Below are 21206 nucleotides of genomic sequence, written 5' to 3' on the forward strand. Positions count from 1 at the left end.
AAGAGGGGCGGTCCGCCACGGCGGACCGCCCTTTCTCATCGGAACTCGTGGGTGACCTCGATCAGCCCGACGATGTGGGTGTTGAACTCCGCCAGTTCCTCGGCGGGCACCCACAACTCCAAGATCGTCTGCCCGCCCGCTTGCTGGACGGGATACCGCGCCAGGAAATCCGACTCCACCTCGAAGCGGGTCACGTACCCGACCCCGCTGTTCGGCACGTTCCAGTCCCGCGCGATCTTCACCGCGTAGTCCTCGTTCATGACCGGATAGAAGATCGGCTGGTCGGGCAGCCGCGGCGGCCATGCCCGCCATCCCGCCGCGCGGACAAGCTCCAGTTCCTCCGGCCCCGTCGGCCGCCACAGCGTGGTCGTCTCGACCATTTGCCCCTCCACTCGGTCCCCCCGATTCTGCCGTGTCGCGCAACCGGGTTTCCGCAGCTAGGCAACGCTATAGGGGCCTCCAGCGACCGTATGACGACAGCACGAATTCACCGTCGTCAGTGGCCGCGAGCAGCCGGCCGGTGTCTACTTGGCTGGTGCCCGGCGACTCATTCCTGTCCAGACTCAATGCCGCCGACCCGGAGGGGGCCATCGCCACGCTGCTGCCCTGTTGTGCGTCGCGGCGCTGGGCTGGGGAAATGGTGGACAGCCGGCCCTTCAAGGACCTGGACGACCTCACCGCCCGCTCCGACACGATCTTCGCCGAACTCGACTGGCCAGACGTGCGCGAGGCCATCGACGCCCATCCGCGTATTGGCGAGAAAGCGACAGGTACCGGCCTGGAAGCCCGCTGGTCCCGCGCCGAGCAGTCCGCGGCCCAAGGTGGGAACGACGAGCTGAAGCAGGCCAACGTCGACTACGAGGACCGGTTCGGCCACGTCTTCCTCATCTGCGCCACCGGCCTCGACGCGCAGGCCATCCTGGAGAACGCCCGCCGAAGGCTGGCCAACGACGACAACGCCGAGCGGGTCGAGGTCCGCGAGGAGCTGCGCAAGATCGTCGCCCTGCGGCTGGCCAAGCTGGGGGACTGGTGACGACTCTGTCGACCCACGTCCTCGACACCGGTACCGGGCGACCGGCCGCCGGGGTCGAGGTCCGTCACGAAGCGCGCCGCGGCGGCGATTGGCATGAGGTGGGGCGCGCGACCACCGACGCCGACGGGCGGATCTCCGGCTGGACCGCTGAGGAAGGCGAGCACCGGCTGGTCTTCGACACGGCCGGGTACTTCGGTCCTACTGCCTTCTATCCCGAGGTGGTGGTGTGTTTCCAGGTGCTGGACGAAGGCCACCACCACGTCCCGCTGCTGATCAGCGGATTCGGGTACTCGACCTACCGGGGGAGCTGATGGGGAGCCTGGAACTCGGCGCCAACCAGTACGGCAAGGCCGAATGCCGGCTGGTCCGGGTCGACCGGGACGGCGAGACGCACTCCATCACCGACCTCAACGTCACCACGACCCTGGCCGGTGACCTCGCCGCGACCCACCTGACCGGCGACAACAGCGGCGTGCTGCCCACCGACACGCAGAAGAACACCGTCTACGCCTTCGCCCGCGACGGGGTCGGCGAGATCGAGGACTTCGCGCTGCGGCTGGTGCGCCACTTCCTGACCGCCGCGCCGACGATCTCGCGGGCGCGCGTCAAGATCGAGCAGTACACGTGGGACCGCATGGGCGTGCACTCGTTCAGCCGCGGCGCGGGCACCCGCACCGCGACGGCGTCGGCCGAGGGCGACGCCGCGTGGGTCGTCTCCGGGGTGTCCGACCTGGTCGTGCTCAACACGACGGGCTCGGAGTTCCACGGCTTCCCCCGCGACCGCTACACCACCCTCGCCGAGACGCACGACCGCATCCTCGCCACCGCCGTCACCGCGGCGTGGCGCCACAGCGGTCTCGACCGCGACTGGGCGGCCTCGTTCGACGGCGCGAAACAGCGTCTCCTCGAAGCGTTCGCCGACACGCACAGCCTTTCCCTGCAACAAACCCTGCACGCCATGGGGGAGCGGGTGCTCGACGGCGACGACGGCCTGGCCGAGATCAAGCTGACGCTGCCCAACAAGCACCACTTCCTCGTCGACCTGGCGCCGTTCGGCCTGGACAACCCGGGCGAGGTGTTCTACGCCGCCGACCGTCCCTACGGGCTGATCGAGGGCACGGTCCGCCGGTCCGACGCCCCGGACGCGGGATTGGCGTGGTGGTGATGGACTTCCTCCGGCCGACCACCCTCGCCGAAGCCTTGCGCGCCAAGGCCGAACACCCCGGCGCGGTGCCCATCGCGGGCGGCACCGATGTCATGGTCGAACTGAACTTCGACAAGCGCCACCCCGACGCGCTGCTCGACCTCAACGCCGTCACCGAACTGTCCACTTGGGAGCGTCAAGGCGACGTGATCCGGTTGGGCGCCTGCGTTCCCTACGCCACGATCATCGCCGAACTCGGCGACGAGCTGCCCGGGCTCGCCATGGCCTCGCGCACGGTCGGGTCACCGCAGATCCGCAACCGCGGCACCGTCGGCGGCAACCTCGGCGCGGCCTCGCCCGCGGGCGACGCGCACCCGCCGCTGCTGGCCTGCGGCGCCGAGATCGAGCTGGCCTCCGAGCGCGGCACCAGGACCGTGCCCGCCGCCGAGTTCTTCACCGGCCCCAAGCGGTCCGTGCTGGCCGACGACGAGCTGATCGTCGCCGCGCGTGTGCCGGTGGCGACCGGGCCGCAGCAGTTCGCCAAGGTCGGCACCCGCAACGCCATGGTGATCGCGGTGTGCTCGTTCGGCCTGGCGCTGCACCCCGACACCAAGACGGTCGGCACCGGCATCGGGTCGGCCGGGCCGACGCCGCTGCGCGCGACCGACGCGCAGGACTACTTGCAGGAAGAAGCGGACTGGGATTCGCGCGACCCCCTGCCCGACGCCGTGCTGCGCCGCTTCGGCGAGCTGGTGGGGCAGGCCGCGCGGCCGATCGACGACGTGCGCGGCACGGCGGCGTACCGCAGGCACGCGCTGGGCGTGCTGGGGCGGCGGACGCTGGCGTGGGCGTGGGCGATGTATCAAGCGGGGAGCTGATGGGTATGCGGGTGAACATGGAGGTCAACGGCGAGGACCGGACCGCCGACGACGTCTGGGAAGGCGAGAGCCTGCTCTACGTGTTGCGCGAGCGGCTGGGGCTGCCGGGCTCGAAGAACGCGTGCGAGCAGGGCGAATGCGGCTCTTGCACGGTGTTCCTCGACGACGTCGCGGTGTGCTCGTGCCTGGTGGCGGCCGGGCAGGCGCACGGGCGCCGGGTGCGCACGGTCGAGGGGCTGGCCGACGGCGATGACCTCGACCCGGTGCAGCGCGCCTACGTCGAGGCGGGGGCGGTGCAGTGTGGGTTCTGCACGCCCGGGCTGATCGTGGCCACGCACGACCTCATCCAGCGGATCCCGTCGCCCAGCGACGCCGAGATCCGTGAGTCGCTGGCCGGAAACCTCTGCCGCTGCACCGGCTACGAGAAGATCCTCGACGCGGTGCGGCTCGCGGCGTCCAGGATGGAGGGCGCCTCGTGAGAACCGTCATCGAGGGCGCCGCGATCGCCACCGTCGACGCGGACGGCACCGAGTACACCGACGGGCACGTCGTCGTCAACGGCGGCCTGATCGAGTCGGTCGGCTCCGGACCGGCGCCCGCCGACCTGCCCGCCGACCACCTTGTCGACGGCCGCGGCTGCCTGGTCACCCCCGGCTTCGTCAACACCCACCACCACCTCTACCAGTGGGCGACCCGGGGCATGGCCCAGCAGTCGGACCTGTTCGACTGGCTCGTGCGCCTCTACCCGGTCTGGGCGGGCCTCGACGAGGACATCACCCGCGCGGCCGCCGCGGCGGGCCTGGTCCGACTGGCGCGCACCGGGTGCACCACCGCCGCCGACCATCACTACATCTTCCCCAGCGGTGTCGGCGACCTGCTCGGCGCCACGGTCGACGCCGCGCAGACCGTCGGCATCCGGCTGCACGCGGTGCGCGGCTCGATGGACCGCGGCACGTCGGCGGGCGGGCTGCCGCCGGACTCCCTGGTCGAGGACACCGCCGACGCGCTCGACGGCACCGGCGAGGCCATCGCCCGCTGGCACGACGCCTCGCGCGGCTCGTTCGTCCGGATCGCGGTCGGGCCGTGCTCGCCGTTCTCGGTCAGCGCGGACCTGATGTCCGGCGCGGCCGAGGTCGCCAGGGCCGCGGGCGTCCGGATGCACACGCACCTCGCCGAGACGGTCGAGGAGGAGAAGCAGTGCCTGGCCGAGTACGCGTGCACGCCGGTCGAGTACGCCGAGCGGCTGGGCTGGATCGGGCCGGACGTGTGGCTCGCGCACGGCGTGCACCTGTCCGACGGCGCGATCCGCACCCTCGGTGCGAGCCGGACCGGGATCGCGCACTGCCCGACGTCGAACTCGCGGCTGGGCGCGGGAATCGCGCGCGTCGCCGACATGCTCGCGGCCGGTGTGCCGGTCGGCCTCGGCGCCGACGGCGCCGCGTCCAATGAGGACGGCGGGCTGGGCGGGGAACTGCGTCAGGCCATGTACTTGGCGCGCCTCCGCGACGGCGCGGGCGCCCTCGACGCCCGGCGCGCGCTGTGGCTGGCGACCATGGGCGGCGCGGCTTGCCTTGGCAGGCAAGAGGAACTGGGCTCGCTGGAGCCGGGCAAGCTCGCCGACGTCGCCATGTGGCGGCTGACCGGCGTCGAGCACGCGGGCATCGCCGACCCGGTCGCCGCCATGGTGTTCGGGTCGCTGCCGCCGCTGGCGCTGCTGCTCGCGGGCGGCCACGCGGTGATCGAGGACGACGAGTCCTGCCTGGTCACCGAGTCGGACGTGGCAGGCGACCTGGCCGTGGCGAGCGCCCGCCTGGCGCGCAAGGCCGGGCTGCTGCGATGACCCAGTCTGCGGTGGAGATCCGCGGCGGCGTCGGCCAGAGCCCGACCCGCCCGGACGGCGGCCTCAAGGTCAAGGGCGAGTTCGCGTACTCGTCCGACCTGTTCGCCGACGAGATGCTGTGGGGCGCCACCCTGCGCAGCCCCCATCCGTACGCGCGGATCAAGCTCATCGGCGTGGGCGGCGCACTGCGCATCCCGGGTGTGCACGCGGTGCTGACGCACGCGGACGTGCCGGGGCGCAACCGGTACGGCCTCGAACATCCCGACCAGCCCGTGCTGGCCGAGGACGTGGTCCGCTACCAGGGCGAGCCAGTCGCCATCGTCGCCGCCGACCACCCGGAGACCGCCCGCCGGGCGGCCGCGGCCATCGAGGTCGAGTACGAGGTCTTGGACCCGGTGACCGACGCCGCCGCGGCCCTGCGCCCCGACGCGACGGTGCTCCATCCGGCCCACGAGACCGGCAACGTCGTGCGGCACGTGCGGATCCGGCGGGGCGACCAGAAGCTGCGCGCCCCGGTGGTCGTCACGGGCGAGTACACCGTCGGGATGCAGGACCAGGCGTTCCTCGGCCCCGAGTCGGGCCTCGCGGTGCCCGCGGAGGACGGCGGGGTCGACCTGTTCGTGGCCACCCAGTGGCTGCACGTCGACCAGTCCCAGGTGGCCGAGTCGCTCGGGCTGCCGCCGGAGAAGGTCCGGATCACCCTGGCGGGCGTCGGCGGCGCGTTCGGCGCGCGCGAGGACCTGTCGATGCAGGTCCACGCGTCGATGCTGGCGCTGCACACGGGCAAGCCGGTGAAGATGGTCTACGGGCGTGAGGAGTCGTTCTTCGGCCACGTCCACCGCCACCCGGCGCGGCTGACCTACGAGCACGGCGCCACCGAGGACGGCAAGCTCCTCTACGTCAGCGCCCGCATCCTGCTCGACGGCGGCGCCTACGCCTCCAGCACGACCGCTGTCGTGGCGAACGCGGCGACTCTGGGTGTCGGGCCGTATGAGGTCCCGTCCGTCCACATCGACTGCTATGGCGTCTACACCAACAACCCGCCGTGCGGCGCGATGCGCGGATTCGGTGCTGTGCAGGCGTGTTTCGCCTATGAGTCGCAAATGGACAAACTGGCAGCGGCGGTCGGGCTCGACCCGGTCGAACTGCGGGTGCGCAACGCGGTGCGCGAGGGTTCCACGATGCCTACCGGGCAGGTGATCGACTCCGCGGCTCCGGTGGTCGAGTTGTTGCGGTTGGTCCAGGAGAAGCCCATGCCCGCGCCTGCGGCCGACGACCTGCGCGAGATGCCCGGCGGCGTCTCCAACACCACGCATGGCGAAGGCGTGGTTCGGGGCGTGGGTTACGGCGTCGGCATCAAGAACGTCGGGTTCTCCGAAGGCTTCGACGATTACTCGACCGCGCGGGTGCGGCTGGAGGTGGTGGCGGGGGAGCCGGTGGTGTCGGTGCACACCGCGGCCGCCGAGGTCGGCCAGGGCTTGGTCACCTTGCAGGCCCAGATCGCCCGGACGGAGCTGGGCGTCTCGAATGTGACCGTGCTGCCCGCCGATACGTCGGTCGGTAGCGCGGGTTCCAGTTCGGCTTCACGGCAGAGCTATGTCACGGGCGGCGCGGTGCGGGCGGCTTGCCAGGCCGTGCGGGCGTCGTTGGAGGAGATGGGCTCGGGCGACATCGTCAGTGTGCTGGGGGACCGGGTCATCGAGCACACCGTCGAGTGGCGCCACCGGCCGACTGAGCGGCTGGACGAACACGGGCAGGGCGCGGCCCACGTGCAGTACGCGTTCGCGGCGCATCGGGCTGTGGTGGACGTGGATGTCGAACTCGGCCTGGTGCGCGTTGTCGAGTTGGCGTGCGCGCAGGATGTCGGGAAGGCGATGAACCCGCAGGCTGTGGTGGGTCAGATCCAGGGTGGATCGGCGCAGGGACTTGGGCTGGCGGTGATGGAGGAGATTCAGGTCGTGGATGGGAAGGTGCGGAATCCGTCCTTCACCGACTACCTGATCCCCACGATCCTCGACATGCCGCCGATGCCGATCGATGTGCTGGAACTGGCTGATCCGCACGCCCCCTACGGCCTGCGCGGCATCGGCGAGCCGCCCACGATCTCGTCCACCCCGGCGATCGTCGCTGCCATCCGTGCGGCCACCGGCTTGGCGCTGACCAGGGTGCCGGTGCGGCCGGAGCACATCACTGGGACGTAGGGCCGCTGGGGTGCCTGTTTGGGTGGTTCGCCTTGATCTGGGGACCCCGCCAAATGGGCCGTTTGCACCGGATCTTGCGTGTGTGGGTGGTCCGGCCGGGTTCCAGAAGTGGCGGTTGAGGCATAGCGTTCCCACCGAGGGTTCTACGTGGGAGAGGTTGAGATGGCAGAGCGCATCGAGTTCACCGCGGGTGACGTCCCGCTCGTCGGCACCCTTCGGGTGGCGGACAACGCGGTCGGGGCGGTAGCGCTGAGCGGGCCGTTCACCGGCGTCAAGGAGCAGGTCGTCGGCACCTACGCCGAGCGGCTGACCGAAGCGGGGTTCACCACCCTCGCCATCGACCACCGCGGGTTCGGGGAGAGCGGCGGCAGGCGGGGGCATGAGGACACCCAGGGCAAGCTCGCCGACCTGCGCGCCGCGGTCGACGTGCTCGCCGGCCACACAGACCAGATCGGCCTGGTCGGGGTGTGTCTCGGCGGTGGCTACGTCATGCGGGCCGCGGCGACCGACCCGCGGGTCAAGGCCGTCGCGGGCATCGCGGGCGCCTACAACAGTCCGGCCTTCTTCGCCCAGGGCATGGGCATCGACAACTACCGGGGTGCGCTCGCGTCCTTCCTCGCGGGCTACGACGACCTCATCCCGGCCGTCGCCCCGGACAACGGTGAGGCCGCGATGGCGGGCGACGAGCCGTACTCCTACTACGGCACCGAGCGCTCCACCGCCGAGCATTGGCGCAACGAGGTCACCCGCGGGTCCCTCCACTCCCTGATGACCTTCGACGCGCTGGGGGCCGCCGACCTGCTGGGGGCCACACCTCTACTCGTCGTCCACGGCAAGGTCGACGCCTATTGCTCGCCCGAACTGGCTAGTCAACTGCACGCGCGGGCGGCGGGGGAGAAGGAGATCGTGTGGCTCGACGCGACCGAGCACGTCGACCTCTACGACATCGAGCCCTACGTCACCCAGGCGGTCGACGTGACCACGGCCTTCCTGGCCAAACACCTGGTCACACAGGGTTAAGATCAACTTAACAAGGTTGACCCGAATGGACGATAGGGGTTGTCAGTAGTCTGGCCCAGACCATTCCCCCCATTCCGAGGTTGAATCGTGACTGACACGGCGAGCTGGGTTCCCGAAGGCGTGAACACGGAACTGCCCAGCGCGGCTCGGGTTTATGACTATCTGCTTGGCGGCGGCCACAACTTCGCGGGCGACCGCGCGCTGGCCGAGAAGCTCGTGACGATGGTCCCGGCGCGGGACATGGCCCGGCTCAACCGCGCGTTCCTGCGCCGGGCCGTGCTGTTCCTGCTCGACCAGGGCATCACCCAGTTCCTCGACCTCGGCTCCGGCATCCCGACGGTCGGCAACGTCCACGAGGTGGCCCAGGCGGTCAACCCGGACGCCAAGATCCTCTACGTCGACTACGAGCCCGTCGCGGTGGCCCACAGCGAGCTGATGCTGGAGGGCAACAAGAACGCGGCGGTGCTGCAGGCCGACATGCGCGAGCCGGAGAAGATCCTTGAGTCGACCCAGGCCCGCGCCCTGCTCGACCTCGACAAGCCGCTCGGGCTGCTCATGGTCGGCGTCGTCCAGTTCATCCCCGACACCGACGACCCGTGGGCGCTCGTGGCCCGCTACCGCGAGGTGATCGCGCCGGGCAGCTACCTGGCGATGTCCGCCTTCACCTGGGACAACGCGCCGGAGGGCATGAAGGGCGCCGTCGAGCTGTTCCGCAACAGCCAGGACCCGATCTTCCCGCGCACCCGCGAGGAGATCACCCGGATGCTCGACGGGCTCGAACTGGTGGAGCCCGGCCTGGTCTACACGCCGCAGTGGCGGCCGGAGCGTCCCGAGGACGAGGCCGACGCGGAGCGGTCGAACCTCTACGCCGGAGTCGCCCACAAGCCGGGCGGCGCCCCGACCGACTGAGCCCGAAACCCGCGCTGCGTGGGTCTCGAGTGGCGGAGAGTACCCGATCGGGTGCACAGTGGCAGCCGTAGTGCGACTGGTGGCACCCGTGGCCCCGCGGTGCGCGCGGCTCAGCTGATTCACCCCAAGGACGCCCGAGATGACCAGCCAAGCGGACGGTTCCCATGGACCGTGCTGAGCTGGCCAGGAGATGGGCGACCGCGCTCAACCGGATCGCCTATGTCGCCCGTTCGCGTGACGACATCGAAGACCAACTGGGTGAGCTGGTCGCCCGCCTCTCGGGGTGCCTGCGCCCCGGCGCCGACCTGACGGCCGCAGGCGGCGTCGGCCGCGAACTGGTCGAGACGGGCTTCACCCACGCGGGCTGCCTGCGGCTGTCCGTGGAGGTCCTCGGGCCCGGGCTGTCCGAAGTGGAGGGTGTGCCGACCAAGCGGGTCGTGCCCGCGCTCGCGGCGCTGTCCGAGGGCTTCACCGTGGCCACCCGCGAGCGCCTCTTCGCCGACCAGGACGACATCCGCGGCGCCTTCGCCAAGGCCAAGGAGAACGTCGAGCGCGACCTGCAGGCCAGCGAGGCGCGCTTCCAGGACGTCTTCGCCACCTCCGCGCTGGGCATGCTGATCACCGACCTCGGCGGCGGCGTCGTGCGCGCCAACGAGGCCATCGAGCAGATGCTGGGCTACCGGCCGGGCACGATGTTCCGCAAACGCCTCGACACCATCTTCCATCCCGACGAGGCCCGCTACCTGCGCTCCCGCTACGTCGAGCTCGTCAACGCCGAGTACGAGTCCGTCCGCGAGCGCACCAAGTTCCTGCGCGCCGACGGCGAGATCGCGTGGGTGCGGGTCGCGGTCACCCTGCTGCGCGACCGCGACGGCACCGCCGACCACCACGTGACCATGGTCGAGGACGTCTCCGACCTGCACCTGATCGAGCAGCGGCTGAGCTTCCAGACCACCCACGACCTGCTCACCGGCCTGTCGAACCGGCAGTCGTTCGAGAGCAAGCTGGAGGAACTGCTCATCGGCGGCCCGATCACGGTGTTCCACATCCGACTCGACGACCTCGCCTCGGTCAACACCGGGCTGGGCAGGGACGCGGGCGACCGGCTCCTGCTCGTCAGCACCAGCAGGCTCAAGTCGGTCATCGGCGAGCAGGCGATTCTGGCCAGGCTCGCCGGCGACGAGTTCGCCTTCGCCGTGCGCGGCACCCCCGACGTCGCCGCGCTCGCCGCCGAACTCAACGACACCCTCGCCGAGGCGACCTTTGTGGACGGTGAGGGCGTCGCGACGACGGCGACGATCGCGGTGTACCCGGCGCCCGCGGTGACCGACCCGACCGAGGTGCTGCGCGCCACCGAGACCACCCTGCGCAGGCTCAAGGCACAGGGTCGCAGGCAGTGGGGCCTGGTCGACCCGTCGGTCGACGACCCGCTGCGCACCCAGTCCCGCCTCGCCGCGGCCATCCCCGGCGCGTGGGAGAACGGGGAGTTGGCGCTGGACTACCGGCCGGTCGTCGACCTGTGCTCGGGCGGGCTGGTGGCCGTCCAGGCGCTGCTGAGCTGGGACAGCCCCACCCACGGCGAGTTCGACCACGCCTGCTGCCGCGCGATCCTCGCCGAGTCCGGCCTTGGCGTCCCGGTCGACCAGTGGGCGCTCGCGGGCGCGGCGGAGCGGGTGGCCGAACTGCGCGAGAAGCCGGAGTTCCGGCTGTACGTCGAGCTGTCGCCGGAGCTGTCGGCCGACCCGGACCTGATCCGCACGGTCCGCCGGTCACTGACCCCGGAGTGGACAACGCTGGGTTTCCCGATGGCGGCGCTGGCGGACAGCCAGGCCGAGGACAACCTCGACGTCCTGCTGGACCTCGGCATCCAGGTCGTCCTGACGGACTTCAGCGGCGAACTGGCCGCGGTCGAGGACTACGCGGTGCACGGCGTCCGGCTCGCGGAGAGCGTCGTGACGAGGGTGGGCGCGACCCCGGACCCGAAGTCGCTGTTCGTGCGGTCGTTGGTCGACCTGATCCCGATGCTGCGCTCGGCGGGCCACAGCGTGCTGGTCCCCGGCGTCGACACCGCGGCGCAGGCCGCCTGGTGGACGACGGCGGGCGCGGACCTCGCGGTCGGCGCCCACTTCGGTCAGCCGGACTCCCTGGAGAGCCTGCTGCCTTAGGCGTGGAGCCGCCTGCCCGACGGTGTCAGGCGGCTACCGCGACCGACTCGAGCGCGGCGACGCCCGCGCTGGTCAGCACGGCGGGGACGAGCTGCCCGAAGGGCCCGTCGCCCGCGGCGATGAAGCCGTCGTGGGTCAGCACGTGGGCGCTGAACTGGTCGCAGCAGGGCATCCCGTCGATGTACAGGTCCGGCTCGCGGCCACAGCTGATCTGCGCCCGCCCAGCGGCGACGGCGCGCAGCATGGCCAGTGCCCGATGACTCAGTTCGTGCGGTTCGCTCGACATCTCTGGTTCCCCCCTGCGGTGGAGACTTCGTTTGTGGTGCTGCTTTGGATGCTTGACCCCGTCACTTGGTTGCATCGGAAGCCACACCGGTCGATGTTACAAAGCGTGACCAAAACGCGTTGTACATCTTGTTAGAGACCGCAGGTGTGTGAGCAGATACTTGTTTACGGGCGCTGATCGGGGGAGTTCAGCCCGAAGAGGATCCGCCGCATGACGTCGGGATCGGTCGTCATCGGCTCCTCAGGAGCCACCTGCCGCGCCGCCTGCGAAGGCTTGCGCTGCCTGCGGGGCAGGGGTACCGCGGAGGCACTCATCCCACTGGGCAGCGCCAACGCACACCAGACGACGTAGCGGCCGGGCCCGATCTGCGTCGTCCCGGTCCGGTGGACCCCGGGGATCGCGGGCGCGGCGACCGCCCGCGGCGTCTCGACCTCGAAGATCAGATCCGCCCCCGAGAGCCGCACCCGCGCGGTGACCATCCCGGGCGTCGCCGGATTGGCGGTGGAAACGACCGCCTCGGTGATGACCCTGGCCGCCTCGGCGGCGGTGTCACGCATGTCGCGGAGAGACCACTCGGTGAGGGAGAACCTGACAAACATCTCCGCACACCCGACCGCGCTCGGCATGGCGACCAGCTGCAGGTCATCGACCTGTTCGGTCCGGTCGTTCATCGGCCTCTCCCTCCACGCGTGCGCAAGATGGTGCCATGGGCCCTCACCCGACCGTGAGCCCGGGCAGGATCTTTCACTCCCCGTGTGCGGCTGTTCCGGCACCGTGACCAAGAAGTTCGTGCCAAGGTGACAAACATGCCGCAGCCTTCCCCTTGTTCCTGGGGTCTGCGCGTCGACGCTAAGTGCGGGCCAGCCGAAGCGTGATGTGTCGAAGCTCGACACCGGCCACTTCGGCGATGAGCTGGTGCCGTTGCTTCTCACCATCACTGAGTCGAGTTCCCTGGGGAGAGGTGATGACGATGATGGGTTCAGCCCCGCCATCGACGCGCGCGTTTATCGCGGCCCACACGAGGTCGGCGAGCTTGGTGGCGGATCCCCAGATCATCAGGGCGTTTGCGCCCGGTCCACGGACTAGACAGCGGTTGGGTTTGACCTCCAAAGTATCGGCGTCTGACCGCCATTCTTGCCCGATGGCCTGGCGGGCGATCTCGTCCATGCCGGGGTACTGATGCGCCGTGAACTGCGCGTATGAACCGATGCCGTGTCGCGCTCGCGACAACTCCTTGATCGGGCCGTCCTTGATCCACACTCGGATCCGATCACGTTCGATGAAGCGTCCCAACTTGCCACCGATGAGCGGGTCGTCGATCCAGCGCACGTAGTACTCCGAGCGCTCACGCAAGGACATGCCATCCCAGTCGAGTTCGTCAACCTGTCGGTAGATCTCGGTGATAACTTCTCGACGGATATCGTCATCGATAAAGCTCATATGATTCATCCCCCAAAGGCGGCCGGGTCGGGAAACTGGAGTCGGCTGTCCTCCAGTGACGTCTCAAGACTCGCCGCGTCTTTGATCCATTCGCGCATCAGGCTCTCTGCTCGCTGGTCGGCGAATTCGAAGGTCGTGCCACGCTCTGCGAGGCGTAAGGTTTCGACTTCGTCTTCGGCGATCTGTTGGCGGATGTTCAGGATAGCGGCGACACGACGGATGTCGCTGACGAAGTCCAGAACCTCGACGTGCGATTTACCGTCCCGCAGGCGCAGGCCGCGGCCAAGCTGCTGGATGAAGATCCGGCGGCTGTGTGTAACTCTTGCGAAGCAAAGGATGTTCACGTCCGGCACGTCGACGCCTTCGTTGAGGATGTCGACGGCGGTGAGAATGGGTGTCTTTCCGCTGCGGAAGGCCATGAGTCGAGACTGACGTTCCCGCTTGCTCAGGCCCGCGTGCACGGCGAGCGCCCCTCGCCACTGTGGTACTTCACCGAGAAGCGCTGCGAGCCGCTCGGCGTGTTCGATGGTGCGGCAGAAGACCAATGCGCGAGGCCGCTGAGTGCGCGCCCAGACTTCCTTCAGCTGCTCACGTACGCCTTCGTCTCGCTCGGGTAGGAAGAGACGGGCATTGAGGTCCTTGATCGAGTAACTATGATCGCTGATGCCGCGGACGAAGTCCCAATCGATATTGTCCGAGTACAATCGGTAGCGGACCTCGGACAGGTAGCCCAGACGCATGCCGTCTTCGATGCCGAGTGTGTAGCTAGGCTCTCCGAATCGCTTACGGATGTCGAAGCGGTCACCGCGCCACGGAGTAGCGGTGACGCCAAACTGCCGACTGACGCGAAGGATATCGAGGAGTTCGGCCAATTGGCCGTCCTCTGCGACATGATGGGCCTCATCGACCATGACTAGAGCCGGGCGGTAGCCAGCGCGGGCATAGGAGAGCGCGCTGGCAGTCGTGGCGCAAGTGACGCCACGCAGGTCGTCTGGGCGGTGATCACCCGTCAAAAGCTGGGTACGCACCGACTTGGGCAAGTGGTGCCACATCGCACGTTCGAGCTGGTCCACCAAGTCCTTGGCCGGTGCGACGATCAGGACTTTGTCCTGCGGATGCTCTCGCAGATGGTGATTGATGGCTTCGCCACCGACAACGGTCTTCCCGAGGCCAGTCGCCAGGACCAGCAAAGCCCGGTCGGCACTCTCGAGGTCGCCGAGAACTTCTCGCAGAGCGAGGTCTTGGTATGGGCGCAGCGAACGGGCAGGGAGCCGCTCCGTTGTGAAGCGGTTGTCGGCGTAAAGGTCATTCAGCTCCTGACCCGACCATAGTTCGACCCGCATTCCGACTGCGGCGAGACTGTCGCGACGCCTGCGGGTGACCGGACCGAAGCGACTGTTGGTCACCACGACGGCATGGTCTGCGCTGTAGTGTGCTTTGGCCGCCAGAACTTCATCGATTGCGGTCGGTGGTACCGCCGCGCCAGCCTTCCACTTGGCCTGAAATACCCATAGACGTTCCTCCCGGGTGGCGAGGATGTCACCGCCTTGGTCGTTCGGGCCGTCGATATTGATGACATCGGTAAAGCCGAGGTGCAGCGCGAGGCGCTCTATTTGGCGCGTAAAGCCATGCGGTCCCAATGCGCGAAGGAACTCCGGGGCGGTGAATGAGGTGTTCAAAACCTCACACCGATCCGGCGACGCTGTCGTCGAGTATGTCGAAAGTGATCCGCGCCAGCGACAACTCTAGGCGTGTTTTCGTCCCGGGCTCTGCCAGGAACTCACCCACGACCTCGAGCGGTCGGACGGTCTGCGTGACCTGACGGTCTTTGACCGCGGTGTCGGACCAGCCACTCCACGATGTCCTGAACACGGCTCCGTCCAGAAAGCGAGACGGGTGCGCTCGGACGACGGCCGCGATCCCGGCCGCGTCGAGATGAGCGACGAATGCCCCGTTCTTTAGCACTGTGGGCCAGTCCAGGGCGGCGTTCGATCGCCCGGCATCGCGCTCTGCGCGCTGCCTGACTTCATCCGGAAGTGCCTCCCACAGTTCGCCAGCCATCGGCCCAACGATTGGCGCCATCAGCTCGCGTACTCGGCCCAGCAGGGAGTCCGCACGGTCACGCAAGGCCGATTCGGTCACCCTCTGGTCAGGGAACTGGCGCGTGACCTCGGCCGTGACCGCGGTGATCTTCTGTCCGTCCGGTGCGAAGGCGAGCAACGTCTGGGCGATCTCCATCAGCGCGTAGTCTCGCGGATCGCGTCCGTACTCGCGGAAAACAGGGTGCTCGCCGTTGACGAACACCTCCAGATTCACGCCTCTGCCCATACGAGTCAGGGAGGGAACCTGCTGGGCTTGGTCATCCAGCAACGGAGTCCGCGTGTCGAACACTGTCACGAACCTGCGCCCTAGTCGGGGAAGAGTCACTTCACCCGTTAGATCGACGACTTGGCGTGCGTCGGCGCGGTATCGCTCGAAACGTTCGTCTTCAGTCTCCATGATCTCACGAGCGGGTGGCGGTGCGGATGGGGACAGCGGGGTCGCGCGGTCCGGCTGGATTCCCGTGGTTGGACTCAGACCAGTTCGGCCAGCCAATGAATCGCCGCTTTCGTCGGGCGCTTTCGACCGTGCCAGCGTTCCGCCGTTCTCCCGGGCTTCATCGTGGGCCAAGACTGCCTGATACCAGATCTCGTCGGAGAGAAACTCCGGGTACTTACCGGAATGGAATTTTCCGCCCCATTCGCGGGTCGCGTCATGGATTGCCGTCCTCCCGTTTCCGGGGGTAAGACTTTCGGCTCCCGGCCGGTTTTCTTGATAGCCCTTGAAGATCTCTCCAAGAGGGGAGGAGTTTAGCGGATACCCTGCCGCAGCAGCCTTTTTCGGCCGCATCGGCCCTTCTCCGCGCAGTGCGATGACCGCCTGACGCCAGTCGCGGCTCTCCCGGTTGAAGTCAGTCTTCTGATAGCCTACTGGGACGTGATCGAGATGGATCTCGCCTACGATGCGACCCTGGGTGGCGGGAATGTCGACCGGGTATTCAGGGTACTGCGATCCGTCATCGGGATTCTCCCACACAAACAGCGATCGGTCTCCGGTTCGGATTTTCCGACCATTACGGAGAAAATCGATCCCATAGTCGGTCTCGTCCAAATATCGCTGGACGCCGAACCAGCCATGTATCCGACGTTCGCTCAGCCGCATGTCATCGCTGTCGCACTGTGCGCATCGGTCGAGGTCAAGGTCGGGATTCTGCCAATGGCCACATTTCATGCAGGCCAATGCGGCCGCCATCCGGATGTCGACCGACTTCACTGCGGGAATCTCTCTACCTTGTTTGGTTACTGTCCGCGAAGATGACCAAACGCAGGGCAGCCTCGGTGAAACGGTTTTGCCGTTTACCTTCAGCCGGAAGCCACGTCCTGCCATTGGACCGTCAGGAACACCCGGGATGGGGCTCGCGCCGCGTAGAAGGTACGAATAGACCCGGCCTAGATCCCCGCGGATTTGAGTGTGTCGATGAGTCTTCTTCAAATCGTCGGCGATCTCGGCTCGGAGGCGCCGGACGATCACCTCGGTACCATGTTCGGTCAGATCCAGCTTTGGTTCACGACGAAGCGGAGTCCTGAATGTGTCATTCTGTTGCAGGCGTCGCAAGTCGATCTCGACGACTAACCAATCGGCGTCGCCCGCTCGAGTCGTTCGCACTTCGGTTTGGTTGCCCAGCCGAGCCGTGGCGATATTGAAGCCCATACCGAACAATCCGAGACTGCCGTAACGTCGCTTGCCGCTGTACCCGGCCTTCAGAGCGTTCTGAAGCATCTCCGGGCTCATTCCGCGCCCATTGTCTTGCAGGCTGACGACCGGGTCGTAATCGGACGCCTTAGGTAGGGTGATCCACACCTCCTGTCGTTCGCCGGGATCTGGATCCGCGAGAAAATCGTCGAAGGAGTTGTCGATTAGCTCCGCCAGGCACTGCCAGGGCTTATAGGGGATGTCACCCAGTGCCTCCAACAACTGCGGAGAAGGCGTGAGGTCTACTTCCTCGAACGAAGACCCGTCGGTGTCGGTCGGCAAGGCGTTGCTCCCGTCAGAGGTGGACGTTGGGCCCGATCCGCCCTAAGTAAGATATTGCATGGTACCGACAACTACGGCTGCTTGGGAGACCCGGCCCCGGGGGCGCAGCGTGAGTGAGTTACTTTCGCGTTGGCAGGGATCCGCCACCTCACGGCTCGGTCTAACGAGCGAATCGTCGATTCTCACAGAATGACCAAGTGAGTACACGCTGCCGAATTGGTGTCGACTAAGTTCGACGATCTGGTCGTCGCTCACTGAGCAGTTGACCGCCGCAGTCGTTCAGTTCGGACCTCATGGAGTCGCGCCTCGACGCGCTCGGCCGCCAAGGTGGGGTTCTCGTGCTCCCAGATACGGATTACGTGCCAGCCCGCAGCTCGCAGAATCTCGTTGGTCTCGATGTCCCGCGTGCGGTTACCGGCGATCTTCTCGCTCCAAAATTCCGCCTTCTTGACGGCGGGACGGTAGTGCTTGGGGCAGCCGTGCCAGAAGCAGCCATCGACGAAGATCGCCACCCGATCGCCCGGGAACAGCACGTCCGCCGTTCGGCGGATCTCTGGAAGCGGCTGGGCGTCGACGCGATAGCGGAGGCCACGCCTATGGAGCAGCCTCCGCAGTGCCAACTCAGGTCTGGTGTCCTTGCGGCGGTTGGCTCGCATGGATGCTCGAACCTCCGGGGAGGACGCCGTCGACTCGGGAGGCAGCGATTCCGCGGCCAGAAGTCCCATGTCCCTGGCGCGTTGCCATGCTTCAGTCAGATTCCTTCCTCTGAAGTCATGCTCGACCTCGCAAACATAGCGTTCCTGGGTCTTGCCATTCTGTGACCAGCGAAGATAGGCGCGGATCCGCCGCGTGCTCCGGTACAGACGTAGACTGATCGAGGCCCGCGCGAACCGCCCGTCGGCCAACGCGACGCTGCGCCGGTTATGTCCTCCCGCGGCGCGGTCCTGTTCGGCCGTCGGTGTCACGCCTCCCCCGCGCCGCTTGTAGGCCCGCTCGGGAGGGAGTCGCGCCTTCCAGTGCTCCTGCCCTTCGGTCCGCGCCATCCGTCGGAATCCCGTCCGTCAATGTCCCGCTGCCGTAAGGGCCTCGGCAACCGCGGTGGCAAAGAACTCGCCGAGTGTCACCGGAACAGCGTTGCCCAGTTGCCTCATCTGCTCGCCGCGTGGGCCGGATCCGAGCCACGCGTCGGGGAACGTCATCACCCGCGCGGTTTCGCGCACCGTCATGTAGCGGTGGCGGTACGTCCAGCCGTCAGCTGCCTTGGGATCGCGAATCCGCTCATCGAGCAGCATCACGGATTCGCCGCCAGGCACGCCGTGTACGCCTGCCTTGACCGTCTTCGCTGGTTGATCGAGTTCGTTCGGCGTATGCCCCTTGTATATGCGCGCACCGGGCCATCCGATGTGATCGACGATCCCAACACTCTTACCGAAGTCATACTTCTCATCGAGGCGGCTCAGGTCGACCGGCGGCAGCGGGGGTAGCTTGACGTCGGTACCGAAGCCCGCGATGGCGTCCCGCAGCGTACGCCAGGGCTGGCAGTCGTCTTCTTTGATCACCTTGGGCAGCCGCGCCTGAACCCGGTCGCGGACGTGATCTGGCACCGAGTGACGCCGCCAGTATGGGCCGTCCTCGTCCCGCATGGAACGCAGGAGAGCGGCCTCGGAGAATTTCGGCGTCCTCACGTACTTGGTGAACGTCTCAACGTCGACACCTAGGTCCGCCCGGAAGGCGACGAGAACGACGCGGTTCCGCACCTGCGGTACCCCATAGTTGGCGGCGTTGACCGGCATCATCACTACTTTGTAGTGGTCGGGGTCACTGTCCTCATCGGACAGTTTTCGGAGAATTCCGGCCAGGTGGGCGTCGTGGTCCTGCCACTTCGCCTCGCTATCGCGCTTCTCGAAAGGTAGGCGAAGTTCGTTCTGGATGTACTGGAAGTACTCGGCGAATGACGGACGGAGGAGACCCCGCACGTTCTCGCAGATGACGGCTTTCGGACGAATCTCGCGGACAGCTTTGAACATCGCGGGGAACATGTTGCGCTTGTCCTCATCGCCCTTGGCCACGCCGCCCGCGCTGAACGGTTGGCAGGGTGGCCCTCCGGCGAGAACGTCGACCTTGCCCTCGAGGGCGCTCAAGTCAAGATCGCGCACGTCTCCCGGGAAGAGGGGGGCTGGTTGGCCTGGTTCCGGTGGTTCGGGCCTGGTCGCCTCGATTCGGACCAGGCCATCGACGCCCAGGGTCTTCTTCGCGCTGGCTACCAGGGTCTCGCAGGCGCGGTTGTTAAACTCGTTCAACAGGAGCGGGCGGAAGCCCGCCTGGTGAACGGCCATGGCTAGTCCGCCCCCGCCAGCGAACAGCTCAACACTGGTGCGTGACTCTTCTTTGGCTTGAGGCTGCTCAACCATGGGGGAACCATACCGCGGAGCTGGTGGTGACGGTGTCGTATGTTCGAGCGAGTCGCCAATGGGGTGAACATGGCCGTAGGGTTCATGGTGATCAACGCGGGAAGGGGCTGACGAGTGCGGAAGGCCAAGTCGAGCGGTGGCGCCGACTATCATGCCGACTTCCGGTTGAGTATCACCAAGGCGCTGGGTGATCAGTTGGCGGCCGCGCTGAACGGCTTGGGCAGGGCGTCCCTGGCCGAGGAGAACCTCGCGGCGCTCGATGAACGGCCGGGCGTATATCAGCTGTACCTCGGGGGCGAGTTCGTGTACGTCGGCAAGGCCGATCAGACACTGCCCGGTCGGCTCCGCGATCATTTGCGCAAACTCTCAGGACGGCGCGACGTCGACCTCGCTGACTTCTCCTTTTCCTGCCTCTACGTCGATGAGGACTTCTCGGCTCTCGCTCCGGAGCGGCTGCTCATCAGCCATTACAAGGGGATTGGCAGTATTCCCTGGAATAACAACGGCTTCGGCAACAATGACCCCGGCAGCAAGCGGGACCGTACGATCCTGAAGAAGGATCACTTCGACGTCCTGTATCAGATCGACCTCGACAAGTCTGTCGAGGGTCTGGAGCCGGGGGAGTACACGCTCCACGACTTCCTCAAGGTGCTCAAGAGGGGACTCTTCTACAACTTTCGCTACGACACGCCGCCGCAATCGAAGGTTGCAAAGGTGAGCGTGGTAAAGGTTCGGTTGTCGGCCGATGAGGCCTTTCGTCTGGTCTCAGCGGCGCTTCCGGAGTCGTGGCAGATCACGGCCCTTATGGGCTACGTGATCATGTACGAGGACTCGCCGACCGAGTATAAGAGCGCGTTCCGCTACTACCGAGCCGGGACCGCGATCGAGGCCGAGCCCGTGTCATCTTCTGAGGAGTTGACGGCCGACGATGTAGTCGACGGTGACGGGTGACTCAATCGACTACCGCCTTCTTGGCTATCGCGTGTGCTCGCGGGTCGTAGTGGAGTGAGTCGCGATGCCATCGACCGCAGTTGATTGATGCGTACTCGGACCTGACCTCAAGCTGTTCGTCAAGCTGGCAATCGGGCTCAGCGGAACCTAGTTTCATCGCCGACCGTCAGATCGCGTGGCGGGCAGCCGGTTCGGCCCTCTCAAGTAAGCAGCCCGGTCAGCTCCACAGCCGCCACGACCAAGATTAGGCCGACCACCGCGGCCGATCGCCGGGCGACATCGGAGCTGATCATGGCGAGGAACAGCAAGCAGACCGCCACGGTCGCCACGCTGGTCAGGATGGGGTCGGAGATCTTCAGCCGGATCACCACCGCGGCGAGGCCCAGTGCCGCGAGGACGGTCCGGGTCCACGCCAGCGTCGTCCGTTCCACATGCGCGCTCATCGGGTCAGGATCACGATCAGGACGACCAGGGCCGCGCCCAGCAGCCCGCTGACCACCACCGCCGCCAGCGTCGGCGCAGGCAGCGGTCGGGACGTCCGCATGGCGCGTTCCGTGCGGGCCCAGCGGAACCAGCCACCAGCGGCGGCGAGGGCGCCCAACAGGACCAGGGCGGCGGCCAGCCACCGGCGGGCGGAGTCAGGCACCGGCAGGTCGACCGCGTCCACGACCACCCCGGCGGCGACCAGGGCCAGGCCGGTGCGGATCCAGGCGAGCATCGTGCGCTCGTTGGCCAGGGAGAAGCGGGCGTCGGGCTCGGTGCCTTCGCCGTAGACCTGGCGGGGCCAGCGTTTGTCCATGCCGCTGATCCTGCCCGCTGTGTTACGCGCGGGCCTGGTGACGCGTAACCGGGGG

General features: G+C 67.4%; 21 protein-coding genes. 11 read left to right on the forward strand and 10 right to left on the reverse strand.

All coding sequences use genetic code 11. The annotated features are described in order from the left end of the window. Positions 1-35: 35 nt before the first annotated feature. Positions 36-380 (reverse strand): hypothetical protein, encoded by a 345-nt coding sequence (locus tag ACSHT8_RS34180; RefSeq protein ID WP_436496133.1) that lies wholly within the window; start codon positions 378-380, stop codon positions 36-38. Here ACSHT8_RS34180 and uraD point away from each other — a divergent pair. The 10 genes from uraD (at position 302) to ACSHT8_RS34230 (ending at position 11190) form a co-directional block, all read left to right on the forward strand. After that, the gene (uraD, locus tag ACSHT8_RS34185) at positions 302-1033 is read left to right on the forward strand and encodes a 2-oxo-4-hydroxy-4-carboxy-5-ureidoimidazoline decarboxylase (protein ID WP_436496135.1); all 732 of its coding nucleotides are present in this window, start codon (positions 302-304) and stop codon (positions 1031-1033) included. The two genes, ACSHT8_RS34180 and uraD, sit on opposite strands and share 79 nt — an antisense overlap. Beyond that, positions 1030-1344: a hydroxyisourate hydrolase gene (gene uraH / locus ACSHT8_RS34190; RefSeq protein ID WP_436496136.1), complete on the forward strand. Its 315-nt coding sequence runs from the start codon at positions 1030-1032 to the stop codon at positions 1342-1344. Before uraD ends, uraH begins: the two co-directional genes overlap by 4 nt. After that, the gene (gene pucL / locus ACSHT8_RS34195; RefSeq protein WP_436496138.1) at positions 1344-2198 is read left to right on the forward strand and encodes a factor-independent urate hydroxylase; all 855 of its coding nucleotides are present in this window, start codon (positions 1344-1346) and stop codon (positions 2196-2198) included. The genes uraH and pucL overlap by 1 nt, the downstream gene beginning before the upstream one ends. After that, positions 2198-3055, forward strand: coding sequence for an FAD binding domain-containing protein (locus ACSHT8_RS34200; protein WP_436496140.1), 858 nt, complete (start codon positions 2198-2200; stop codon positions 3053-3055). Before pucL ends, ACSHT8_RS34200 begins: the two co-directional genes overlap by 1 nt. Before the next feature lie 5 nt (positions 3056-3060). After that, positions 3061-3534 (forward strand): (2Fe-2S)-binding protein, encoded by a 474-nt coding sequence (locus ACSHT8_RS34205; protein WP_436496142.1) that lies wholly within the window; start codon positions 3061-3063, stop codon positions 3532-3534. Then, complete coding sequence (locus tag ACSHT8_RS34210; RefSeq protein WP_436496144.1) at positions 3531-4895, forward strand: 8-oxoguanine deaminase; 1365 nt, start codon at positions 3531-3533, stop codon at positions 4893-4895. The genes ACSHT8_RS34205 and ACSHT8_RS34210 overlap by 4 nt, the downstream gene beginning before the upstream one ends. Then, on the forward strand, positions 4892-7096 hold the full coding sequence (locus tag ACSHT8_RS34215) for a molybdopterin cofactor-binding domain-containing protein (RefSeq protein WP_436496146.1): 2205 nt from the start codon (positions 4892-4894) through the stop codon (positions 7094-7096). The genes ACSHT8_RS34210 and ACSHT8_RS34215 overlap by 4 nt, the downstream gene beginning before the upstream one ends. A 162-nt stretch (positions 7097-7258) precedes the next feature. Beyond that, a complete protein-coding gene (locus ACSHT8_RS34220; RefSeq protein ID WP_436496148.1) occupies positions 7259-8116 on the forward strand; it encodes an alpha/beta hydrolase in 858 nt (285 codons plus the stop codon). Between the two features lie 87 nt (positions 8117-8203). After that, positions 8204-9025: an SAM-dependent methyltransferase gene (locus tag ACSHT8_RS34225; RefSeq protein WP_436496150.1), complete on the forward strand. Its 822-nt coding sequence runs from the start codon at positions 8204-8206 to the stop codon at positions 9023-9025. A 164-nt stretch (positions 9026-9189) separates the two neighbouring features. Next, a complete protein-coding gene (locus ACSHT8_RS34230; RefSeq protein WP_436496152.1) occupies positions 9190-11190 on the forward strand; it encodes an EAL domain-containing protein in 2001 nt (666 codons plus the stop codon). 25 nt (positions 11191-11215) lie between these two features. On the opposite strand, the gene ACSHT8_RS34235 is transcribed toward ACSHT8_RS34230, so the two are convergent. From ACSHT8_RS34235 to ACSHT8_RS34265, 7 genes are all read right to left on the reverse strand, one after another. Continuing rightward, entirely contained in the window at positions 11216-11476 is a 261-nt protein-coding gene (locus ACSHT8_RS34235) for a hypothetical protein (RefSeq protein WP_436496154.1), read from the reverse strand. A gap of 164 nt (positions 11477-11640) precedes the next feature. Further along, positions 11641-12147: an ATP-binding protein gene (locus ACSHT8_RS34240; protein WP_436496156.1), complete on the reverse strand. Its 507-nt coding sequence runs from the start codon at positions 12145-12147 to the stop codon at positions 11641-11643. A gap of 178 nt (positions 12148-12325) precedes the next feature. Beyond that, the gene (locus ACSHT8_RS34245; protein ID WP_436496158.1) at positions 12326-12916 is read right to left on the reverse strand and encodes a hypothetical protein; all 591 of its coding nucleotides are present in this window, start codon (positions 12914-12916) and stop codon (positions 12326-12328) included. 5 nt (positions 12917-12921) lie between these two features. Next, positions 12922-14595: a DEAD/DEAH box helicase family protein gene (locus ACSHT8_RS34250; RefSeq protein ID WP_436496160.1), complete on the reverse strand. Its 1674-nt coding sequence runs from the start codon at positions 14593-14595 to the stop codon at positions 12922-12924. Positions 14596-14599: 4 nt separating this feature from the next. Continuing rightward, positions 14600-16990, reverse strand: a complete 2391-nt coding sequence (locus tag ACSHT8_RS34255) for an ATP-binding protein (RefSeq protein WP_436496162.1) — start codon at positions 16988-16990, stop codon at positions 14600-14602. A 251-nt stretch (positions 16991-17241) separates the two neighbouring features. Beyond that, entirely contained in the window at positions 17242-18033 is a 792-nt protein-coding gene (vsr, locus tag ACSHT8_RS34260) for a DNA mismatch endonuclease Vsr (RefSeq protein ID WP_436496164.1), read from the reverse strand. Positions 18034-18051: 18 nt separating this feature from the next. Further along, the gene (locus tag ACSHT8_RS34265; protein ID WP_436496166.1) at positions 18052-19401 is read right to left on the reverse strand and encodes a DNA cytosine methyltransferase; all 1350 of its coding nucleotides are present in this window, start codon (positions 19399-19401) and stop codon (positions 18052-18054) included. Positions 19402-19515: 114 nt separating this feature from the next. Here ACSHT8_RS34265 and ACSHT8_RS34270 point away from each other — a divergent pair, with 114 nt between their 5' ends. Continuing rightward, complete coding sequence (locus tag ACSHT8_RS34270) at positions 19516-20352, forward strand: Eco29kI family restriction endonuclease (RefSeq protein ID WP_436496168.1); 837 nt, start codon at positions 19516-19518, stop codon at positions 20350-20352. A gap of 200 nt (positions 20353-20552) precedes the next feature. Here ACSHT8_RS34270 and ACSHT8_RS34275 read toward each other — a convergent pair whose 3' ends face one another. Then, positions 20553-20795 (reverse strand): hypothetical protein, encoded by a 243-nt coding sequence (locus ACSHT8_RS34275; protein WP_436496170.1) that lies wholly within the window; start codon positions 20793-20795, stop codon positions 20553-20555. Further along, positions 20792-21151 carry a YidH family protein gene (locus ACSHT8_RS34280; protein WP_436496172.1) on the reverse strand — a complete coding sequence of 120 codons (360 nt, stop codon included), beginning with the start codon at positions 21149-21151 and terminating at the stop codon, positions 20792-20794. Before ACSHT8_RS34280 ends, ACSHT8_RS34275 begins: the two co-directional genes overlap by 4 nt. Positions 21152-21206 lie beyond the last annotated feature (55 nt).

The organism is Actinokineospora sp. HUAS TT18 (assembly GCF_051364635.1).
GTDB lineage: Bacteria > Actinomycetota > Actinomycetes > Mycobacteriales > Pseudonocardiaceae > Actinokineospora.

What these genes read in the sequence shown, in the direction of transcription:
- uraD (WP_436496135.1), top strand. Translation starts at nt 302, where the DNA reads ATGCCCGCCATCCCGCCGCGCGGACAAGCTCCAGTTCCTCCGGCCCCG.
- ACSHT8_RS34180 (WP_436496133.1), bottom strand. Translation starts at nt 380, where the DNA reads ATGGTCGAGACGACCACGCTGTGGCGGCCGACGGGGCCGGAGGAACTG.
- pucL (WP_436496138.1), top strand. Translation starts at nt 1,344, where the DNA reads ATGGGGAGCCTGGAACTCGGCGCCAACCAGTACGGCAAGGCCGAATGC.
- ACSHT8_RS34200 (WP_436496140.1), top strand. Translation starts at nt 2,198, where the DNA reads ATGGACTTCCTCCGGCCGACCACCCTCGCCGAAGCCTTGCGCGCCAAG.
- ACSHT8_RS34205 (WP_436496142.1), top strand. Translation starts at nt 3,061, where the DNA reads ATGCGGGTGAACATGGAGGTCAACGGCGAGGACCGGACCGCCGACGAC.
- ACSHT8_RS34215 (WP_436496146.1), top strand. Translation starts at nt 4,892, where the DNA reads ATGACCCAGTCTGCGGTGGAGATCCGCGGCGGCGTCGGCCAGAGCCCG.
- ACSHT8_RS34220 (WP_436496148.1), top strand. Translation starts at nt 7,259, where the DNA reads ATGGCAGAGCGCATCGAGTTCACCGCGGGTGACGTCCCGCTCGTCGGC.
- ACSHT8_RS34230 (WP_436496152.1), top strand. Translation starts at nt 9,190, where the DNA reads ATGGACCGTGCTGAGCTGGCCAGGAGATGGGCGACCGCGCTCAACCGG.
- ACSHT8_RS34235 (WP_436496154.1), bottom strand. Translation starts at nt 11,476, where the DNA reads ATGTCGAGCGAACCGCACGAACTGAGTCATCGGGCACTGGCCATGCTG.
- ACSHT8_RS34240 (WP_436496156.1), bottom strand. Translation starts at nt 12,147, where the DNA reads ATGAACGACCGGACCGAACAGGTCGATGACCTGCAGCTGGTCGCCATG.
- ACSHT8_RS34245 (WP_436496158.1), bottom strand. Translation starts at nt 12,916, where the DNA reads ATGAGCTTTATCGATGACGATATCCGTCGAGAAGTTATCACCGAGATC.
- vsr (WP_436496164.1), bottom strand. Translation starts at nt 18,033, where the DNA reads ATGGCGCGGACCGAAGGGCAGGAGCACTGGAAGGCGCGACTCCCTCCC.
- ACSHT8_RS34265 (WP_436496166.1), bottom strand. Translation starts at nt 19,401, where the DNA reads ATGGTTGAGCAGCCTCAAGCCAAAGAAGAGTCACGCACCAGTGTTGAG.
- ACSHT8_RS34275 (WP_436496170.1), bottom strand. Translation starts at nt 20,795, where the DNA reads ATGAGCGCGCATGTGGAACGGACGACGCTGGCGTGGACCCGGACCGTC.
- ACSHT8_RS34280 (WP_436496172.1), bottom strand. Translation starts at nt 21,151, where the DNA reads ATGGACAAACGCTGGCCCCGCCAGGTCTACGGCGAAGGCACCGAGCCC.